Genomic DNA, 15,228 nt, shown 5'->3' with positions numbered 1-15,228 from the left:
TTACCCGACCTACTGGACTGTAGGCCCGGTAAGCGCAGCGCCACCGGGCAACACAGCCTCAATAAGCAAGCTTCACCGGCATCCCTGACCGCCGTTCCAGTTCGGCTCCCGCCCCCTCGTTTATCAACTGCGTCCGCTGCGCGGCTGACATTGGCAGAGGCACTTTCCGGGTCGATTCAAACTCCGCACGGTTACGTGATAATGGCTCGTGAACCTCCACCCAGCGGCTGCCGTCCGGTTCCGTGGTGACTTTAACGGGCCGATCGATAAGCTGTACGCGGGTTCCAACGGGGACATTATCGAAAAGGTATTTGATGTCGTTATTGCGCAGACGAATACAGCCCTGGCTCACCCGCAGTCCGATGCCGAAATTCGAGTTTGTGCCGTGTATGGCATACAGCCTGCCAATATAGATCGCATACAGCCCCATCGGGTTATCCGGTCCGGCGGGCACGAAGGCAGGCAGCGTTTTTCCCTCTGCCGCATAGGCACGGCGCGTATTCGGCGTCGGAGACCAGGTTGGCCCCACCTGCTTACGTTCAACCGCCGTGACCCAGTTACGCGGGGTTTCGCGCCCGGCCTGACCGATGCCGATGGGCAGCACTTCAACGGTATTGCTGCCCGGTGGATAATAGTAAAGACGCATTTCCGCCACGTTAACGACAATCCCCTCGCGGACGGTGTCGGGCAAAATCAGCTGCTGAGGAATCACCAGCCGGGTGCCGGATTTGGGCAAGAAAGGATCCACCCCCGGGTTCGCTTCCAGCATATTGCTTAGCCCCTGCCCGTACTGCGCGGCAAAGGCCTCAAGCGGTAACGTATTGCGCTCGGGAACGGTGATGATAATCGGGGTTCCCACCAGACGACTGCCTTCCGGCGGTAAGGTATAGGTTACGGCAAACGCGCCGGGTACAGCGGCACACAGCGTAAGGACGAACCAGGTAAATCGCATCATAATTTCCTGTGCTCAAAAAAGAGAAAGCCTCGACTCAGGCAGGCTTTCTCAGTTTACGCTATTACGCCTCGGTTCTGCGCCATCTGCGCGTCAGCACTTTTTCCGCCTCGACAATAAGGAACATCACAAAACCAATCAGGAAGGTGATGACCCAGTAGCGGAACGGCAGCGCTTCGGTGCCAAACAGCATCTGCATGAACGGCGCGTAAATGATAAGGAGTTGTAGCGCCAGCAGTACACCGCTCACGATCCAAATCCCTTTATTCGCCAGCAAGCCTTTGCTCAGCGAGAAGCCGTCATTAACGCGGCAGTTAAGCATGTAAAACCACTGCGCGGTCACCAGGGTTTGCAGCAGCACGGTGCGGATAAATTCCGCTGAGTAACCGCGCGGCTGTAGCCAGGCTTCCAACACGAAAGCGCTGATGGCAATCATCAGACCGACAAACACCACGCGCCAGATGGCATAGCCGTCCATCACATGCAGATTCGCCTTACGCGGTGGCCGGTTCATGATGTCCTTCTCACCCGCTTCAAACGCCAGGCCAAACGACAGCGTTGCCGACGTCGCCATGTTCATCCACAGAATCAGCACCGGCGTCAGCGGGATCAGGTTCCCCGCCAGCAGCGCGATGATTATTAGCAGGGCCTGCGCAATGTTGCTCGGGATAACGAAGAGAATCGTTTTTTTCAGGTTATCGTAAACACGACGCCCCTCGTGCACCGCACTGGCAATGGTGGCAAAGTTGTCATCCGTTAACACCATGTCGGCGGCTTCCTTGGTGACCTCTGTCCCCTTAATCCCCATGGCGATACCCACATCCGCCCGTTTGAGCGCCGGGGCATCATTTACGCCATCCCCGGTCATGCCCACCACTTCCTGTTTACTTTGCAGGGCCTGCACGAGGCGGAATTTATCCTCCGGGCTGGTTCGGGCGAAAATATCGTACTGCTGCGCGGCGTCGCTCAGCTGACGGTCATCCATCGCCTCCAGCTCGCGTCCGGTGATCGCGCTTGCAGCGTTACCAATCCCCAGCATTTGCCCAATGCTCATGGCCGTTTGCGGGTGGTCGCCGGTGATCATTTTCACGCGAATCCCGGCCTGCAGACAGTCGGCAATCGCGGTAATGGCCTCCGGACGCGGCGGATCCATCATTCCCGCAATACCCAGCAGGATCACGCCATCACGCAGGTCCGGGTGATCCAGCTCGCGCTGTCCCTCGCGGGCAGGTTTCCAGGCCGCAGCCACCATACGCAACCCTTCCCGGGCATACTCTTCAATCTTGCCTTCCCAGTAAGGTTGATCGAACGGCTGCAGTCCGTCATTCGTCTGCTGGTACTGACAGAGGCGGAACAGGACGTCCGGCGCGCCAGTGATTAAAATCACCTCTTCTTCACCCAGCCGGTAGAGCGTGGACATGTATTTATACTGCGAATCAAACGGGATTTTACTGCGCATTTCCGTATCAAGCGCTGGGAGCGGGATTTTTGCCGCCAGCACCTTCAGCGCGCCCTCGGTCGGCCCCCCGGTGATTTTCCACAGCCCCTGCTCGTCTTTGATCAGCTGGCTGTCATTACAGAGGTCAATGGTGCGCAGGTAGCGTTCCAGCAGGGAACCCTGCGTCACGCTGACGGGCGTCGGGTCATCTACGGGGTGAATATTCCCCACCGGTTCGTAGCTGTCGCCCTCCACGCGATAGGTCGTCTCAGCGGTGATCACCGCTTTGACCGTCATTTCATTCATCGTCAGGGTGCCGGTTTTATCCGAGCAGATGACCGTCATTGCGCCCAGGGTTTCTACCGTCGGCAACTTACGAATGATGGCCTTGCGACGCGCCATGGCCTGTACGCCAAGCGAAAGGATGATGGAAATGATGGCCGGCAGGCCTTCCGGCACGGCGGCAACGGCGAGGCTGATAAGCGACAGCACCAGTTCAGAAACCGGCATATCCCGGAACAAGAGGCTGAAAACAAACAGCGCCACCATCATGACCAGGATAGTAATGAAGATGGTTTTACCGAGCTTATCCATCTGCACCATCAGCGGCGTGCGGTGCTTTTCAATGTCGGACATCATCTGATTGATGTGACCAAGCTCGGTCTCGCCCCCGGTTGCCACCACCACGCCTTTACCGCCGCCGGAGCTGACGGTGGTGCCTGAGTAAAGCAGATTATACCGGTCACCTAAAGGCAGTTCCCCGCTTAACGCATCGCTGTTTTTTTCAACAACGGTGGATTCGCCGGTCAGGATGGCCTCCTCCACGCGAAGGTTATGCGCTTCAATCACACGCAGGTCCGCAGGAATACGATCCCCGGCGCGGATCACCACGATATCCCCCGGGACCAGCGACGTGGTGGGGATCGTTTCATGATTCCCCTGTCGTACCACCACGGCTTCGCTGGAGAGCATATTGCGAATACTCTGCAACGATTTTTCAGCATTGCTCTCCTGAATATGGCCAATCAGCGCGTTAATGATGGCAACCCCCAGGATCACGAACATGTCTACCCAGTGGCCCATAAAGAGCTTAAGCAACGCGGCCACCAGCAGAACGTAAATCAATACATCGTTAAAATGCGCCAGGAAGCGCAGCCAGGCGGGTTTGCCCTTTTTTTGCGGCAAAGCATTCTCACCATGCTGCTGAAGTCGGGCTGATGCCTCAGTGCCGCTAAGGCCTTCCAGGGTGGAGTGGATATTCGACAGGGTTTCGTCAACGGTTTGTTGATAATACGGACGTTCAGGTTTTCCTGTTTTCATCGTTCCTTCCTCAGGTTCTATTCAGAAATCACCTTGCTTTCATGTAATTAACGAATAACGAAAACAGGAACATGGGCGTAACGGACAATACTTGCCGCCTCCGATCCTAACAAATGGGTTTGAATATTTGGATTTCGAGAGCCGACAATAATCGCGCCAGCAGCAAGTTCATCCGCCAGCTTAATAACCTCATCACGAACATTTCCGCTACGAACATGGAGATGAACCCGCTCTTCTGGCAGATTCAATTTTTTGACCAGGTCAGACAGTTTTTCTTTCGAATTATTAATCATATATTCATCCATCTTGCGCGCATCTGAAATAAAACCGCGCGTCAGTTCGGCTGAAAATTTGGGCATGACGTGCAGCAAATGAATGTCACCTGATGCGCTTTGCGCCAGAAACTGTGCATGTTGCAACGCTTTATCCGCCAGGCTTGTCTCGTAGACGTCCACCGGAACGAGAATGTTTTTATACATATCGAGCATCCTTTTTATAACCAACATGAGAGTGAATGAAGCATAAAAACGCATTAAATGCAGGGGGTTGCCCTTAATGCCAGTTACAGTAAAAAGAGATGAATAATATTAAACGTAGCACAGGAATATCAGGTTTAGCGCTTCCCCACTGCTAATGGTTATTTAACATTTATCTTTTCGCCGACTATGCTCATAGTTAGCCACCGCTTCCGGCTCACGGAGGAATGTATGTATGGTATAAGCCTGATCCGACTGGGTATGTTTATTGCGCTTGCCATTATCGCCAGCACGGCGATTGGTATATTTACCTATATGGTCGTCACTGTTCTGGCAGAATAGTGTCACCCCTGTCCAGGTTATGGAATAAATAAAACAGTTATTTATTAGGGGAATACAGTGAACCGCTACCTCTCTCTTTTACCGTTCGTTTTGTTAACGCTCACAGCGTGCGACCCGAAACCCAAAGACGTCTCCCCCCTGCCCAGGATGGTAAAAGTAGCGGAGGTGACGGTTCCCGGTAACGCCCAGCAGCGCGTTTTTCCCGCCCGCATTGAATCGGGCGATGCCACAGACCTTTCCTTCAAGCGCGCAGGTCAAATTGAAGCGCTCGATGTGCGTCAGGGCGCAGTCATCAAGCAGGGTCAACAGCTTGCAAGATTGAATGCCCGTGAAGCCCAGCAGCGGGTTAATGACAGACAAACGGCGGCGACGCTGGCCCAGAGGCAATTCGATCGCTTCCAGACGCTGGCGGGCCGCCAGGCGATTTCGAAAGCCGAAATGGACGTGCAGCGTGCGAACCGCGATTCGGCGAATGCAGCGCTACAGATCGCCCGAGAAGAGTTGAATCAAATGACGCTTGTCGCCCCCTTCAGCGGGACGGCGGCCAGCGTACATGTCCGAAACCATCAGGTGGTGTCTGCCGGTCAGCCCATCGCGACGTTAACCCGCACCGATCTGCTTGACGTGGTGTTCAGCATCCCTGAAAACCTGTTTAAGACCTTTGATATTCGCAACGCGCAGTATCGCCCGGTAGTGAGAATTAACGCCATTCCGGATCGGGAATTTACCGCCGTTTATAAAGAACACTCGGGCAGCAGCGACAGTAATACCCTGACCTGGCAGGTAATACTCACCATGCCGCGGCCAGATGATTTTCCCGCCGTCGGTGGCGTAAGCGGTACGGTGACCATTAATTTAACTAACCTCCCGGCTGGCGCGGGCACTCAGGCGCTGGTCGTACCGGTTGAGGCAGTCTTTAACCCGGACAACAGCCCGCGCAATGAGCCGCACGTCTGGGTTGTGGCAGGAGAAGGCGACACGCTCCATCTTGAAGACCGCAAGGTCAGCGTGGGGCAAGTGATTACCGAAGGCGTAGTGATCACCAGCGGGCTTAAGGCGGGCGAGCGCGTGGTAGCCGCAGGCGTTGGGGAGCTGCATGCTAACCAGCCGGTGCGTATCTGGACGCGTGAACGGGGACTGTAATGGATATCTCTCGTCAATTTATTAATAACCCTGTTCGCGTCTGGCTAACGATTCTGCTGCTGGGCATCGGGGGTATTTTCGCGCTGTTGAATATCGGCAGGCTGGAAGATCCCGCCTTTACCATCAAAACCGCAGTGGTGGTCACCCACTACCCCGGCGCATCCGCTCAGCAGGTCGAAGAAGAGGTGACGCTGCCGCTGGAGAATGCCCTTCAGCAGCTGCCTTATCTGGACAACGTGAGCTCCATCTCTTCAAACGGTTTGTCGCAAATCACCGTTAACATCGCGTCACGCTATCACTCAAACGAACTGCCGCAGATTTGGGATGAACTGCGCCGCCGCGTGGGCGACGCCTCGCGTCAGTTCCCGCCCGGCGTCGTCACGCCCTTTGTGAATGACGATTTCGGCGACGTGTTCGGCTTCTTCTTCGCCATTTCCGGGGATGAATTCAGTAATCCTGAACTGGTGAGATACGCGGAGCAGCTGCGCCGCGAGTTGATTCTGGTCCCCGGGGTCGCGAAGGTTGCCATCGGCGGAGCGATTAGCCAACAGGTCAATATCGATATTTCCCTGACCAAAATGGCCGCGCGCGGCATTACCCTGAACCAGCTTTCCGCCCTGCTCAGCAGGCTTAACGTCGTTTCAAGCGCCGGAGAAATCACCTCCGGCAGCGAATCCATTCGTCTGCACCCGACCGGTGAGTTCGAGAATCTGGATGAACTGGCGGATCTCATCATCACGCCTTCCGGCACCGGGGCGGCGACGCGTCTGCGGGATATCGCCACGCTGTCGCGCGGGCTGAACGAATCGCCAGCCAGTATCTACCATGCCAACGGCAAAAAAGCCGTCACCATGGGCGTCTCGTTTATTCCCGGCGTGAACGTGATCGACGTGGGCCACGCGCTGGAGGCGAAGCTAAACCAGATGTCGGCGGAAAAACCGGCAGGCATACAGATAGACCTGTTTTACGATCAGGCAGCCGAAGTGGGCCATTCTGTTAACGGTTTTATTATTAACTTCCTGATGGCGCTGGCGATTGTCATCGGCGTGCTGCTGATCTTTATGGGCGTACGCAGCGGGATCATCATCGCGTTTTCCCTCGCGCTTAACGTGCTGGGCACGCTGCTGATTATGTATCTCTGGGGCATTGAGCTACAGCGCATCTCGCTTGGGGCGCTGATTATCGCCCTTAGCATGCTGGTGGATAACGCCATCGTCATTGTCGAAGGGGTGTTGATTGCCCGACAGCAGGGCGCCCCGCTATTAACCGCCGTTAACACTATCATCCGTCGCTCCGCCCTGCCGCTGCTGGGGGCGACGGTGATCGCTATCCTTGCGTTTGCGCCTATCGGACTGTCGCAGGATTCCACCGGGGAATACTGTAAATCCCTCTTCCAGGTGCTGCTGATTTCCCTGATGCTGAGCTGGTTCTCGGCGCTCACCCTCACCCCGGTGATGATTAAGTGGTGGTTGTTTAAAAACGACAACGCGCCGGAGACCACTGACGAGTCAGATCCTTACGACAAACGTCTCTACCGCCTCTATCAGCGCCTGCTTAACACGCTGCTGCACCATAAGGCACCGACGCTGGTAGTGATGGCCGCACTGCTGGCCGCTTCTGTCTGGGGGTTCGGCGCGGTGCGGCAAAACTTTTTCCCGTCGTCCAATACGCCGATTTTCTTTGTCGACCTGTGGTTACCCTACGGGACCGATATCAAATGGACCGAGAAAATGACCGGTGATATTGAGAAAACCATCAAGGACCAGCCCGGCGTGGAAACCACCGTCTCCACCATCGGTCAGGGGAGCATGCGGTTTATTCTGACCTACAGCGGACAGCGGCAGTACAGCAACTATGCGCAGATCATGGTGCGCATGGATGACCAGCGTAACATTTCCCCCTTGACCCGCCACGTTGACGAGTACATCGCGCGAAACTACCCGCAGGTGAACGCCAGCACGAAACGGGTGATGTTTGGCCCTTCCGGCGACAGCGCCATTGAAGTACGCATTAAAGGCCCGGATCCTGACAGGCTGCGTCTGATTGCCAGCCAGGTGGACGATATTCTGGCGCACGATCCGGCTACGGGGAGCGTCCGAAACGACTGGCAAAACCGCAGCAAAGTGATCCGCCCGCAGTACGTTGCCGCGCTGGGACGCGAGCTTGGCGTGGATAAACAGGACGTCGACAACGCGCTGGAGATGAATTTCTCCGGCAGCCGGGCGGGGTTGTATCGGGAAGGCAGCGACCTGCTGCCCGTGGTGGTGAGGCCCCCGGAAAGCGAAAGGCTGGATGCCAGCCACCTGAACAACGTGCTGGTGTGGAGCCAGGCGCGGCAGCAGTATATCCCGCTGAGTAACGTCGTCAGTCGCTTCTCTCTGGAGTGGGAAGATCCGCTCATTCTTCGACGCGACCGCTCGCGGGTACTGACGGTTCAGACGGACCCGGACCCGCTGACCCAGCAAACCTCCGGCGATATTCTCGCCCGCGTGAAGCCGCAGGTAGATGCCCTTCCCCTGCCACACGGCTACAGCATCGAGTGGGGGGGCGATGCGGAAAACGCCAGTGAAGCGCAGCAAGGGCTGTTCACAACGCTGCCTCTCGGGTATCTGGTGATGTTTGTCATTACGGTGCTGATGTTCAGCTCGGTAAAAAATGCCGTCGCAATCTGGCTGACCGTACCGCTGGCGTTGATTGGCGTCACACCAGGATTTTTAATTACCGGCATTCCCTTTGGCTTTATGGCGCTGATTGGTCTGCTGAGCCTGAGCGGAATGCTCATCCGCAACGGCATCGTGCTGGTGGAAGAGATCGAACAGCAGAAAACGCAAAAGGATCAGCACAGCGCGATCGTTTATGCCGCCACCTCGCGTCTGCGCCCTATCCTGCTCACCGCGTTCACGACCGTACTTGGCCTGGCTCCGCTACTGCTGGATGTTTTCTTCCAGAGCATGGCCGTTGTGATTATGTTTGGACTGGGGTTTGCTACAATCCTGACGCTACTGGTCCTCCCCGTGATCTATGCGTGTTTCCATCGTAAGGACGAAGCCAAACAACAATGAATGCGACAGGGCTGAACATTATCAAGACGCTGGGCTGTATGACGGCGGTGACCTTCTTCACCATCTACAATACCTGGGATCATTATGATTATGACTATCACTGGATCCTGGGGTTTTTAACCTTTATCTCGACGATCGCTACACCGCTGTTTTTTGTGGTGTCGGGCTATCTCGACGGACAATCCCGGCACGGCACGCGCTGGCAGCTGGGTAAAATTAAAAGTCTTGTGATTGTTTTTCTGTTCTGGATAACGATCTACTACCTGTGGGAGCCTTATCAGCGCGGGTATTTAATCCAGCCCTGGTTCGTGTTCGCCTTTGTCGTGATTTACACCTTCCACCCGGCGGTAGAGTGGCTTAGCCAGCGGAGATCGCTGTTCTGCGGCGCGATTGCTGCCCTGCTGTTCTTTTCCTACGGATACGATCTGTTATCGGCGCTTTATCCTGAAACGCACGTCCTTTCTCTTTCACCGCAGTATCGGCTGTGGACGTGGCTGCTGTTTTATCTGACGGGGCAACTCTTCTGCGATCCTAAAATCGCCGAGTGGATAAGCCGCAAAAATGTAGTCCGGGCGGCGGTTATCGCCATTCCGTTTATCTATCTCTTCACCTGGTTTTACGAGCGCCACTTCTTTTTTGCCCTGTTTAAGGCCGACAGAAACGCCTTTATCCTCACCGGCTCGCAGATCTACATCCTGATTATTGCCCTGGTGATTGCGGCGAACGGCGTGCGCTTTCGCCGCAATGCTGAATTTAAGGAGTCCATACTGGCCGCCATCAGCAAAACGATGACAGGCGTATATATTGTGCACTACTCGGTGTTTCATCTGCTGACGGCGCTGATACCGGTGACGTCACTCGGTATGAAGCTGGCGTTGATTGTACTTACGTTCGTCACCTCTGTTCTCTTCTCCATGCTGGTATTGTCTAACGCCGTGGCAAAAAAGGTGATCACCCTTTAAAAGCCTAAGCGCAGCCAGGCAAAGAGCACGTTGCCGTTGTTATAAGTCCCGGGAATATAGGTGAACTGGACGGTAACGCGCTGATAGCTGGCCGAAAAAAGCGGGAAGATGAACGGTAGCGGGACATAGTTCGCAAAATCATCTCGCGCCGTGATGCCTGCGGCGGCACCGAGCCCAAGGCGGAAATCTCTGGCATTATCCAGATACCAGCCCTTCTCCCAGCCATAGCCCATCGCGGGCTGCCATTCGTTGTGCGAGTCCTTGAACATCATCGCGAAAAGCGCGCTCCAGTTACCCTCTTCGTTATAGCGGGAAACGCCCAGCCCACCTCCCCACGGCATTTCGTTGTACTTGTCGGTTTTTTCTTTGTCGTACATAAAGCGAGCGTGCCAGCTCAGAAACGGCAGGTACAGATCGTAACGCTGAGGCTGCGCCCAGGTTTGCGAAATGTCTTCCGTCAACGCATTCCACCAGCCGCTGATGCGTTGCTCGCCATAGACGTTGGGCTCCGCCTGAAGCGGTGCGACGAATAAAAACAGAATCATCCAGAATGCCGAAAAGGTGCGTTGCATCGTTATTCCCTCAGCTTAACTCACGCGGCGGTCACTATTACTGTAAACCATTCAGCACTTAACGAAGCCAGAAGAGGCAATTATCTCGCCGCAGGTGTGGATGAAATTTATTTATTCAGCACCTTCCGGAAAGATAAAAACGTTTTCTCAGGCGTTTTGTCGCGGTAGTCTCATAGGTTCCGTTTATATGACGGGCGCAATGTGAGTGACCTTTTCTTATACCAATAATTAAAAAATCAGTACGGACAGGACAACTATGGACTCCACCCTCATCTCCGATCGTCCCAACGCGGAGACACCTTCGCTCAATCGTGCCCGCCGCGCCGCACTCGGCAGCTTCGCGGGTGCCGTCGTCGACTGGTATGATTTTCTGCTTTACGGCATTACCGCCGCGCTGGTGTTTAACCGTGAATTCTTCCCCCAGATCAGCCCTGCGATGGGTACGCTCGCCGCGTTTGCCACCTTCGGCGTCGGCTTTCTGTTTCGCCCCCTGGGCGGGGTGATCTTCGGCCACTTCGGCGACCGCCTGGGCCGCAAGCGCATGCTGATGCTCACCGTCTGGATGATGGGGATCGCCACCGCGCTGATTGGCATTCTCCCGTCGTTTTCCGCCATTGGCTGGTGGGCCCCGGTATTGCTGGTGACGTTACGCGCCATTCAGGGCTTCGCCGTGGGCGGCGAATGGGGCGGCGCGGCGCTGTTATCCGTTGAGAGCGCGCCAAAAAATAAGAAAGCGTTTTACAGCAGCGGCGTGCAGGTCGGGTACGGTGTAGGGCTGTTGCTTTCTACAGGGCTGGTGTCGTTAATCAGCCAGCTCACCACCGACGAGCAGTTCCTGAGCTGGGGCTGGCGCATTCCGTTCATCTTCAGCATCGTGCTGGTGATTGCCGCACTGTGGATCCGTAACGGCATGGAGGAGTCCGCTGAATTCGAACAGCAGCAGGAAAAACCGACCGTCAAAAAGCGGCTGCCGGTGATGGAAGCCCTTATTCGGCACCCTGGCGCTTTTCTGAAAATTATCGCCCTGCGCCTGTGCGAGCTGCTGACAATGTATATCGTCACCGCCTTTGCGCTGAACTACTCGACGCAGAATCTCGGCCTGCCCCGTGAATTGTTCCTGAATATCGGCCTGCTGGTCGGCGGGATCAGCTGTCTGACGATACCCTGCTTCGCCTGGCTGGCGGACCGGTTTGGCCGCCGTCGCGTCTACATCACCGGCGCGCTGATTGGGAGCCTCAGCGCCTGGCCATTCTTTATGGCGCTGGAGGCGCAGTCGATCTTCTGGATTGTCTTCTTTGCCATCATGCTCGCGAACATCGCTCACGATATGGTGGTCTGCGTGCAGCAGCCGATGTTTACCGAACTGTTCGGCGCCAGCTACCGCTACAGCGGCGCGGGCGTGGGCTACCAGGTCGCAAGCGTGGTCGGCGGCGGGTTTACGCCGTTTATTGCCGCCGCGCTGGTGACCTTCTCCGGCGGTAACTGGCACAGCGTGGCGGTTTATCTGCTGGCCGGTTGCCTGCTGTCGGCGGCAACGGCGCTATTGATGAAAGAGACGAGCCACCGCTGATCTCACTTTTGTTTCACAGGCGTGTGACATACTATCGGGTAGAGTCGCACACCTGTGGAACAAGGAGACAGAGATGAATAATAAGGGCTCCAGCCTGACCCCGGCTCAGGCGCTGGAAAAACTCGACGCGCTGTATGAACAGTCCGTCAACGCGCTGCGCAGCGCCATCAGCGAATATATTGAAACGGGGAAACTTCCCGACGAAAAGGCCAGAACCGAGGGCCTTTTTGTTTATCCATCGCTCTCTGTGACCTGGGACGGCAGCGCCAGCACAACACCGAAAACCCGTGCCTACGCCCGTTTTACCCACTCCGGCTGCTACAGCACCACCGTCACCCGCCCGGCCCTGTTCCGCCCGTACCTCGAAGAACAACTTACGCTGCTGTATCAGGATTACGGCGCGCACATTCACGTTGAGCCCTCGCAGCATGAAATTCCATACCCCTACGTGATTGACGGTTCGGCGTTAACCCTCGACCGTTCGATGAGCGCGGGGCTAACCCGCCACTTCCCGACGACGGAACTGTCGCAGATTGGCGATGAGACGGCCGATGGGATCTATCACCCGGCAGAATTTTCTCCCCTGTCGCACTTTGATGCCCGCCGGGTCGATTTCTCCCTGGCGCGTCTGCGCCACTACACCGGCACGCCCGTCGAACATTTCCAGCCGTTCGTCCTCTTTACCAACTACACCCGCTACGTTGACGAGTTTGTCCGCTGGGGCTGCAGCCAGATCCTCGACCCGGAAAGCCCGTATATCGCCCTCTCCTGTGCGGGAGGGATCTGGATCACTGCGGAGACCGAAGCGCCCGAGCAGGCCATTTCCGACCTGGCCTGGAAAAAACATCAGATGCCCGCCTGGCACCTGATCACCGCCGACGGTCAGGGCATTACGCTGATTAACATCGGCGTGGGCCCGTCAAATGCCAAGACCATCTGCGACCATCTGGCGGTGCTGCGTCCGGACGTGTGGCTGATGATCGGCCACTGCGGCGGCCTGCGTGAAAGCCAGCTGATTGGCGACTACGTGCTTGCCCACGCCTATCTGCGTGATGACCACGTGCTGGATGCGGTGCTGCCGCCGGATATCCCAATCCCGAGCATCGCCGAAGTGCAGCGTGCGCTGTATGACGCCACCAAAGAGGTCAGCGGCATGCCGGGTGAAGAGGTTAAGCAGCGCCTGCGCACCGGTACGGTCGTCACGACGGATGACCGGAACTGGGAGCTGCGTTACTCCGCCTCCGCGCTGCGGTTCAACCTGAGCCGCGCGGTGGCCATTGATATGGAGAGCGCCACCATCGCCGCGCAGGGGTATCGCTTCCGCGTCCCGTACGGCACGCTGCTGTGCGTCTCCGATAAGCCGCTGCACGGCGAAATTAAGCTGCCCGGGCAGGCCAACCGTTTCTATGAAGGGGCGATATCCGAACATCTGCAAATTGGCATTCGCGCCATTGACCTGCTGCGGGCAGAAGGTGACCGGCTTCATTCCCGCAAGCTGCGCACCTTCAACGAGCCGCCGTTCCGCTAATAACGATAAGGAATAACCATGTCCAGCACATCTCCGCTCTCTGCCCTGCGCCACTGGCTTGAGGCCAGCCATCTCGACGGGATGATCGTCCCGCGTGCGGATGCGTGGCAGAGCGAATACTGCGCGCCCTGTGACGAAAAGCTGGCCTGGCTGACAGGCTTTGACGGCTCTGCTGGCGTCGCGCTTGTACTGAAGGATAAAGCGCTGCTGTTCGTTGACGGGCGCTATCAGGTTCAGGCCCGCGTTCAGGTCAATACGGATGAGGTTGAGATCCACCACCTGCACAACGAGCCGCTGGCTGAATGGCTGGCGGAAAACGCTGAGGCCGGGACGCGCATCGGTTTTGACCCACTGCTGATGACCCATTCAGAGTTTGAGCAACTGTCTGCCACGCCTTGCGAGCTGGTCCCGCTGAAAGCCTCGCCGTTTGACACCCTATGGACTGACCGCCCTGCTGCGCCGGCGGGGCTTATCCGGGAAATGCCGGTTGAATACAGCGGTGAAAGCAGCGCTGATAAACGTCAGCGCGTCGCCGCCGTGCTGGCTGCAAGCAATGCCGATTATCTCGCCGTTACCCTGCCGGATAATATCGCCTGGCTGTTAAACGTCCGTGGCGCGGATATTCCTTACAGCCCGGTACCGCTCTCTTTTGCTCTTCTGGGCCGTGACGGCCACGTTGAGTGGTTTGTTAACGACAGCAAGCTCGGCGCCCTGCCGGAAGACGTGCGCAATGCGTTTACCATTGCACCGCAGGACGCCTTTGTCGAACGCTGCCAGCAGATTGCTGCAGGAAAACGGGTGATGGTTGATGCCGATTCCGCGCCGGTCGCCCTGCGCTTTGCCATCGACCCCCGGGGAGAGATTGTCTGGCGGACCGACCCCATCACCCTGATGAAAGCCACCAAAAACCCGGTTGAACTGGCCGGTTATCGCGCGTGTCATCACCAGGACGGCGCCGCCTGGGTCAACTTCCTGGCCTGGCTGAGCCGTGAAGTGCCGCTGCGCGAGGCGGCAGGGAATCCGCTAACAGAGCTGGAAGTCCAGGCGCAGCAGCTGGCGTTCCGTCAACAGCAGCCCGGGTTCATCGAGCAGAGTTTTGCGACCATCTCCGCCTCTTCGAGCAATGCGGCGATGTGCCACTATCATTCGAGCGAGGCCAGCAACAAGCCCATCGGTCATGACCATTTTTACCTTAACGATTCCGGCGGTCAGTACGTGAATGGCACCACCGACGCCACGCGCACGCTGGCATGGGGTAAGGTCGATCCGCAGCAGCGCCTGCACTACACCGCCGTGCTGAGAGGCTTCCTGTCGCTGATTACCCTGCAGTTCCCTTCCGGGACTCAGGGACATCAGCTGGATGCCTTTGCGCGTCGTCCGCTGTGGGAGATGGGGCTGGATTACGATCACGGCACGGGGCATGGCGTGGGGCATCAGCTTCTGATCCATGAGAACCCGCATCGCATTGCCAAAAAGGTCAACCCGTGGCCGCTGGTGGCGGGCAATATCATGACGATTGAACCGGGATACTATCTGGGCGATAGCCACGGTATTCGTATTGAAAACCAGGCGGAGATTGTGGAGAGCCGTCCAGGGTTCTGCAGGTTTGCCTCGCTGACGCTGATCCCGATCGACTTAAGCCAGGTTGAGCTGCATTTGCTGAGCGAGCAGGAAAAGCAGTGGCTGGATGCGTATCACCAGCAGGTACGCGAGGCGCTGTCACCGCTGGTGAACAGCGATGCGCGTCCGTGGCTGGTAGAGGCGACGGCGCCGGTTCGTGTGAACGGATAGTGCGGCTTTTGCCGGGTGGCGGCTTTGCCTTACCCGGCCTACGATTCGAGGTCTTTGTAGGTCGGGTAAGGC

Annotated in this window: 10 protein-coding genes; 6 read left to right on the top strand and 4 right to left on the bottom strand. The window is 56.9% G+C overall.

Going from position 1 to position 15,228, the window contains the following annotated elements:
• Positions 1–58 precede the first annotated feature (58 nt).
• The 3 genes from ldtA to ACMWJS_RS22810 form a co-directional block, all read right to left on the bottom strand.
• The gene (gene ldtA, locus ACMWJS_RS22820; protein ID WP_196365069.1) at positions 59–955 is read right to left on the bottom strand and encodes a L,D-transpeptidase; all 897 of its coding nucleotides are present in this window, start codon (positions 953–955) and stop codon (positions 59–61) included.
• 61 nt (positions 956–1,016) lie between these two features.
• Complete coding sequence (locus ACMWJS_RS22815; RefSeq protein ID WP_414747628.1) at positions 1,017–3,710, bottom strand: cation-transporting P-type ATPase; 2,694 nt, start codon at positions 3,708–3,710, stop codon at positions 1,017–1,019.
• 47 nt (positions 3,711–3,757) lie between these two features.
• Positions 3,758–4,189, bottom strand: coding sequence for a universal stress protein (locus ACMWJS_RS22810; RefSeq protein WP_028019628.1), 432 nt, complete (start codon positions 4,187–4,189; stop codon positions 3,758–3,760).
• 396 nt (positions 4,190–4,585) lie between these two features.
• On the opposite strand from ACMWJS_RS22810, the gene ACMWJS_RS22805 reads away from it, so the two are divergent.
• From ACMWJS_RS22805 to ACMWJS_RS22795, 3 genes are read left to right on the top strand one after another with little or no spacing between them, the layout of a single operon-like run.
• On the top strand, positions 4,586–5,671 hold the full coding sequence (locus ACMWJS_RS22805) for an efflux RND transporter periplasmic adaptor subunit (RefSeq protein ID WP_181575591.1): 1,086 nt from the start codon (positions 4,586–4,588) through the stop codon (positions 5,669–5,671).
• A complete protein-coding gene (locus tag ACMWJS_RS22800; RefSeq protein ID WP_414747627.1) occupies positions 5,671–8,733 on the top strand; it encodes an efflux RND transporter permease subunit in 3,063 nt (1,020 codons plus the stop codon). Before ACMWJS_RS22805 ends, ACMWJS_RS22800 begins: the two co-directional genes overlap by 1 nt.
• Positions 8,730–9,695: an acyltransferase gene (locus ACMWJS_RS22795; protein ID WP_048029361.1), complete on the top strand. Its 966-nt coding sequence runs from the start codon at positions 8,730–8,732 to the stop codon at positions 9,693–9,695. Before ACMWJS_RS22800 ends, ACMWJS_RS22795 begins: the two co-directional genes overlap by 4 nt.
• Here the strand turns inward: ACMWJS_RS22795 and pagP are convergent.
• A complete protein-coding gene (pagP, locus tag ACMWJS_RS22790; RefSeq protein ID WP_045908122.1) occupies positions 9,692–10,267 on the bottom strand; it encodes a lipid IV(A) palmitoyltransferase PagP in 576 nt (191 codons plus the stop codon). The genes ACMWJS_RS22795 and pagP overlap by 4 nt on opposite strands.
• Positions 10,268–10,523: 256 nt before the next feature.
• Here pagP and shiA point away from each other — a divergent pair, with 256 nt between their 5' ends.
• The 3 genes from shiA to ACMWJS_RS22775 all read left to right on the top strand — a co-directional run bounded on the left by shiA (position 10,524) and on the right by ACMWJS_RS22775 (position 15,156).
• The gene (gene shiA, locus ACMWJS_RS22785) at positions 10,524–11,837 is read left to right on the top strand and encodes a shikimate transporter (protein ID WP_414747626.1); all 1,314 of its coding nucleotides are present in this window, start codon (positions 10,524–10,526) and stop codon (positions 11,835–11,837) included.
• Between the two features lie 73 nt (positions 11,838–11,910).
• On the top strand, positions 11,911–13,365 hold the full coding sequence (locus tag ACMWJS_RS22780; protein ID WP_045908120.1) for an AMP nucleosidase: 1,455 nt from the start codon (positions 11,911–11,913) through the stop codon (positions 13,363–13,365).
• Positions 13,366–13,383: 18 nt separating this feature from the next.
• Entirely contained in the window at positions 13,384–15,156 is a 1,773-nt protein-coding gene (locus ACMWJS_RS22775) for an aminopeptidase P family protein (protein ID WP_414747625.1), read from the top strand.
• Positions 15,157–15,228: the final 72 nt, after the last annotated feature.

This window comes from Enterobacter sp. HK-058-C-ECC (genome assembly GCF_047531125.1).
GTDB classification, from domain to species: Bacteria; Pseudomonadota; Gammaproteobacteria; order Enterobacterales; family Enterobacteriaceae; genus Enterobacter; species Enterobacter quasiroggenkampii.
The sequence above is the reverse complement of the archived record's forward strand: the minus strand, read 5'-3'. Positions and strand labels throughout refer to the sequence as shown.

Bases quoted from the DNA above. Each gene is read 5' to 3' on its own strand.
- ACMWJS_RS22795 (WP_048029361.1), top strand. From the start codon at position 8,730: ATGAATGCGACAGGGCTGAACATTATCAAGACGCTGGGCTGTATGACG.
- shiA (WP_414747626.1), top strand. From the start codon at position 10,524: ATGGACTCCACCCTCATCTCCGATCGTCCCAACGCGGAGACACCTTCG.
- ACMWJS_RS22780 (WP_045908120.1), top strand. From the start codon at position 11,911: ATGAATAATAAGGGCTCCAGCCTGACCCCGGCTCAGGCGCTGGAAAAA.
- pagP (WP_045908122.1), bottom strand. From the start codon at position 10,267: ATGCAACGCACCTTTTCGGCATTCTGGATGATTCTGTTTTTATTCGTC.
- ACMWJS_RS22810 (WP_028019628.1), bottom strand. From the start codon at position 4,189: ATGTATAAAAACATTCTCGTTCCGGTGGACGTCTACGAGACAAGCCTG.
- ACMWJS_RS22775 (WP_414747625.1), top strand. From the start codon at position 13,384: ATGTCCAGCACATCTCCGCTCTCTGCCCTGCGCCACTGGCTTGAGGCC.
- ACMWJS_RS22800 (WP_414747627.1), top strand. From the start codon at position 5,671: ATGGATATCTCTCGTCAATTTATTAATAACCCTGTTCGCGTCTGGCTA.
- ACMWJS_RS22815 (WP_414747628.1), bottom strand. From the start codon at position 3,710: ATGAAAACAGGAAAACCTGAACGTCCGTATTATCAACAAACCGTTGAC.
- ldtA (WP_196365069.1), bottom strand. From the start codon at position 955: ATGATGCGATTTACCTGGTTCGTCCTTACGCTGTGTGCCGCTGTACCC.